Here is a 5,144-nt window from a genome sequence, read left to right as displayed (position 1 = left end):
ATATAGTCCTGTTTTAATGATAAATTATTATAAAACAAAGAACGATGAATTTTAAATTTAGTATTGGACTAAATAATTGAAAACTATGTTTTATTGTTGATAACATAATTTTGAGTTGTTAATTTTGTGCATAAAACAATATTTCTGTACGTTTGTAAAGAGATTCTGAAATTACATCTGCTCCTCGGATAAGGTAAAAATATGAGATACTTCCGCTTTTTATTTTGTTTGTTCGGTTTATTGCTGGTTGCATCTTGCAATACGACTCGGCATGTAGGAGAGGGGCAATATCTTTTGAATAAGGTGAGTGTAACTTCTGATAATAAGAATGTGAAATCATCGGAGTTAAAATCGTATGTAAGGCAAGAACCTAATCATAAAACTTTTGGTTTAGTTGGGCTTCCTTTGTTTTTCTATAATCTTTCAGGAGACAAAGATACTCGTTGGAATCGGTGGCTGAGAAAAGTCGGGACACCGCCGGTGATTTATGATCCTGACTTGACAGAGAAGTCACGTTTAGAGATTACGAAAGCACTACGTAACCGAGGATATGAAAATGCCGTGGTGACGGTAGATACTATTGCCCGGAAAAAAAAGATGAAAGTCCGTTACCAGGTTAAGCCGGGAAAACCATATCATATTGAAAATATAACTTATAATATTTCTAATGATAGCATTGCCCGTATTATATTAGCTGATACTTCGGCTTTTCTATTGAAGAAAGGGGCTATTTTTGATCGGAACTTGTTGGAGCAGGAACGTCAGCGTATTTCTACGTTGTTAAGAAACAGGGGATATTATGCTTTTAATAAAGAATATATTACCTATACGGCTGATACGACGTCTCGAAATTATGAAGTGGATCTGGAACTGAATCTTATGCCTCCTTTGTTGCAGGATACCACTCGTTCGGATATGGTATTCAGCAAGCATGAAGTATATCATATCCGGAATGTCTATTTTATGACCGATTATAACCCGATGAATATCGAGCAAGATTTACGTTTCAATGTAAAAGATACGGTCGATTATAAGGGCTTCAGGATATTTTATGGGAATAAAAAATACTTGACGCCTGCAACTTTAGTGGAAAATTGTTATATACGTCCCGGAATGCGTTACAGTAACAGGGCGGTCGATAACACATTTTCTGCATTTGGTCGTCTTCGGGTAGTAAAATATGTCAATATACAATTTCACCCTCTCAATATTGACGGAGATCCTGTATTGGATTGTTATATTTTGTTGACCGAAGGCAAGCCTCAGACGATCTCTGTAGATGTTGAAGGTACTAATTCGGCGGGCGATCTGGGTTTTGCGCTCGGTTTGACGCATCAGCATCGGAACATGTTTCACGGGTCGGAAACATTTACGACCAAATTAAGAGCAGCTTACGAAAGCCTTTCGGGGGATTTGGGAGGGCTTTTGAACGATAATTACCTTGAGTTGGGTGCGGAAGTTGGAATTTCATTTCCGAAGTTCCTTTTCCCTTTTGTTAGTCCGACGGTACGTCGGCGTATGCGTGCGACAACCGAATTCACATTGAATTTCAACTATCAGCAACGTCCCGAATATACTCGGGTAATTGCAGGTGGCGGATGGAATTATAAATGGTATAGTCATAATAATATGTATCGGCATCATCTCGACTTGGTAGATATCAGTTATATTTATTTGCCGAAAACGACCGAGCGGTTTATCAGTAATCTTGATAGTATTGCTTCGAGTAATCCTTTGTTGAGGTATAGCTACGAGAACCATTTTATTATGCGTTCTTCCTATGTTTTTTATCAATCAAACTTGAGGCCGGGAGTAAAGAAAGTTTCCGGAAATATTTACACTTTACGAGCTGCGGGAGAGATAGCCGGTAACTTGTTGTATGGTATATCTAAACTTACTAGACATGAGCCGGGAGAATATGGAGAATACAGTATATTGGGAATTCGTTATGCGCAGTATGCAAAAGCCGACTTGGATTATGCTTATACTATTTTGTTGAATGAGCGTAATTCGCTGGCATTGCATGTAGGGGCAGGAATCGCAGTTCCTTATGGAAATTCTGAGATGGTACCGTTTGAAAAGCGTTATTTTTCGGGGGGAGCTAATAGTGTGAGAGGTTGGTCGGTCCGAGGTCTTGGCCCGGGACGTTACAGAGGAACGAATCCTATGACGGATTTTATGAATCAATGCGGGGATATTCGATTAGATATGAATGCAGAATATCGCAGTAAATTGATTTGGAAACTTGAACTGGCTGCATTTTTAGATGCCGGGAATATTTGGACAATACGTAATTATCCGTCACAACCCGGAGGTAAATTTCAATTGAAATCTTTTTATAAGGAGATTGCGATGGCTTATGGCTTAGGTATGAGACTAGATTTTAACTATTTTATTTTACGCCTTGATTTGGGGATGAAGTTGTATGATCCTTCAGTTGTGAATAAAAGTAAGTGGGTGATTTCTTATCAAAATTTTAATCGGGATGCGACATTGCATTTTGCTGTAGGATATCCCTTCTGATGGTTGTATATAAAAATACATTTGTCATATTTGGAAATCCGATAAAAAATATTATCTTTGCATCGCTTTTGAATAAAAAGTAAGGCCGGTCGGGTAGCTCAGCTGGATAGAGCAACAGCCTTCTAAGCTGTGGGTCCTGGGTTCGAATCCCAGCCCGATCACCGAAATAATAAGCAGTTAGTCGAATGATTAACTGCTTATTATTTATATGTTTTCTTGCAATTCTTTGTTTTGGACTGGATTACCGTTATCGGATTTATCTGGGTTATTCCTTATATAAATACCTCTATTGCCGCATTCTATGAACAGTTGAGGAATAAAGATACTGGGTCTTTGAATACTGTTACAGAATAAAATAGAATTGAAAAATGGTCGAAAATAATGGTCCTCAAAAAATTCTCTATTTAGCTTTTTGAGGACCATTATTAAAATTTGCCATATTTGTTTGCATCAGAAAATGCTTATTTTGTGTATTTGAGAATAAAATTGACAATGGGTGTCGGATCTGTCAAACTGTGTGGATGGTGTCCGCAACCGAGTTTTGTGATTACTCTAACTGTACCTCCCAGTTCTAAGTAACGTTTTCTGATAATATTCATGTGCTGTTCGAAGGGTACAGCTTCATCGCTGTCACCGCAAACGCTGATAATCGGAATATTTGCCTCTGCCAAAGCTTTGAGCCTGTAAATAGATTTTCCTTTATCTTCAGTCATTTGATTGTCTTTTAAATTCCATTCCTTCAATACATCGTTCCATAATTTTTTATTGTCTCTTCCAGGCCATAAAAAAAGATCACATAAAGGTGCATCGACATACAGACATGCTACTCGGTCGGTATTTTGTGCAGCCCAGTTGAACGCAAAGAATCCTCCTCTGCTGAACCCCTCGACGGTTACTTTGGAGGAAAGTTGATAAAAATCTCTCATATAGTTACAAAATTCAGTTCCTAACTTTACGGCATGAGGACTTCCGTATAAATGAGTGAGATCATAATAGGCGACATGAAACCCTTTTGCTAGCAGAGCAATATCTACGCTGGGAAATGCTGCGAAAAACGCCGGTCGCCATATCCAAGGATTTCCCGGAGCAGCTTTTTGTGGAACTACTACGATGGCGTTACGGTTTTTGAATTTGAAATCATATCGGTCATATCGCTCCCATTTGCTTTTTATTCCGGGAAAAGCTTGCATAGTATGGTATTGCTTTTCATTTTTGATGTTTTCATAAACTGTTTCTGCAATGATAATTGCTCCTTCGGGGTTTGGGTGTATTTTATCCGGAAAGAGATTTGGCATATTATCGGTCGCTGTATGTATATCGATGACAGGTAGCTTTTTTTCTTGTGCGATTTGTCTGATGATGGGTATGATTCCTTTAGTTATGATACTGTCATTGATACCCCATTGTATTCCATAAGCTTTTGCCGGAGTGCATAGATATATTTTGGGCTGGGATGAAAGATCCTGAAAATCTTGAATCATTGTTTCCAAATCAGATTTGAAGTCATTCTTGTATTTCCAGTTCTGAGGCTTGGAGTCATTCGTCCCTAATTTGATAATGACTATGTCCGGTAAAAATTTTAAGGCATCTCGATATGTTTTTTCTTTCATATAGGGATTATCGCCTTTGTTTATAATAATACGTCCGCTGATTCCGAAATTACGCACTAAATAGTCTTTTCCCAGCATTTGGTTCAATACAGACGGGTAACTATCTTTATCTCGGTTTTTTATACCTGATCCTGCAGTTATGCTATTCCCGATACAGGCAACTTTTATTTGTGCATAAGCTGTCGAATATAGAAATGCAATAAAGGCAAATAATACTATTTTTTTCATTGTGTGTGTATTAATGAGAAATATCTTCTTTAAGTTCTTTTTATTCACTCAAAGATTCTAAAATTTTTTTTGCAACTTGTTCTGCAAGTACTTGATAGCCTTTGTCTATAGGATGCACACCATCTCCTCCGATAAAATATTCGGGATGGTCGAGTATTAGATTGAATAAATCGTTGGTTTTTATATCTTTTGCTTTTGAAATATGTTTTTGTGCTATTTCATTTCTGGTAACAATGCGAGCTACTCTTTCTTCGAGTCGTTCGCAGTATTTCCCTGTGCGTATAGGTGTGGTTGTAGCCCAAATCAGTTTCGCATTCGGTGCATTTTTGCGAATAGCCTTGATCATGTCGGGAAATGCTGCATCATATTCGTCTTCGGTATATTCCCAGCCGTGTAATCCGTTATTGAAGTGTACTAAATCGAATTTCCCGTAACTCATTATCAGATTTATTTCTTGAATGAGTGCCGGATCTCCTAAACTTTTGGAAGTTGTTAATCGTGCGACATAAGCTTTTCCTTTGAGTAATTTTTTAACTTTTGGATAATATCCTCGTGTAATGGAGTTTCCGATAAGCAATACTCTTGGTAATTTGTCATCGTTAGTATGTGGTAACCATACATCTATCCATTCTACTGTTTCTCGTTTAGGTGTAATTTTTTTTGCCTGAACCGAATTTGCTGTAAAAATAAAAATCGCAATGATAAAAATAATCTTTGAAAGTTTCATGGTTTTTGTGTGTTTAATATGTGTATTTTATGAAAAGAAAAAATGTACTATAAAAT

3 protein-coding genes and 1 tRNA gene are annotated in these 5,144 nt (G+C 37.4%); 2 read left to right on the top strand and 2 right to left on the bottom strand.

What is annotated here, in order from left to right; all coding sequences use genetic code 11:
• Positions 1–201 precede the first annotated feature (201 nt).
• Together tamL and AC1WHX_RS10305 are read left to right on the top strand one after the other, a co-directional pair.
• On the top strand, positions 202–2,523 hold the full coding sequence (gene tamL / locus AC1WHX_RS10310; RefSeq protein ID WP_122337830.1) for a translocation and assembly module lipoprotein TamL: 2,322 nt from the start codon (positions 202–204) through the stop codon (positions 2,521–2,523).
• Positions 2,524–2,610: 87 nt separating this feature from the next.
• Positions 2,611–2,684, top strand: a tRNA-Arg gene (locus tag AC1WHX_RS10305).
• Between the two features lie 300 nt (positions 2,685–2,984).
• Here the strand turns inward: AC1WHX_RS10305 and AC1WHX_RS10300 are convergent.
• A complete protein-coding gene (locus tag AC1WHX_RS10300) occupies positions 2,985–4,361 on the bottom strand; it encodes a GDSL-type esterase/lipase family protein (protein WP_122337843.1) in 1,377 nt (458 codons plus the stop codon).
• A gap of 40 nt (positions 4,362–4,401) precedes the next feature.
• On the bottom strand, positions 4,402–5,088 hold the full coding sequence (locus AC1WHX_RS10295; RefSeq protein WP_302545197.1) for an SGNH/GDSL hydrolase family protein: 687 nt from the start codon (positions 5,086–5,088) through the stop codon (positions 4,402–4,404).
• Positions 5,089–5,144: the final 56 nt, after the last annotated feature.

Source organism: Coprobacter sp. (genome assembly GCF_982436375.1).
The sequence above is the reverse complement of the archived record's forward strand: the minus strand, read 5'-3'. Positions and strand labels throughout refer to the sequence as shown.

Coding starts and splice junctions, on each gene's coding strand:
- tamL (WP_122337830.1), top strand. CDS start 202: ATGAGATACTTCCGCTTTTTATTTTGTTTGTTCGGTTTATTGCTGGTT.
- AC1WHX_RS10300 (WP_122337843.1), bottom strand. CDS start 4,361: ATGAAAAAAATAGTATTATTTGCCTTTATTGCATTTCTATATTCGACA.
- AC1WHX_RS10295 (WP_302545197.1), bottom strand. CDS start 5,088: ATGAAACTTTCAAAGATTATTTTTATCATTGCGATTTTTATTTTTACA.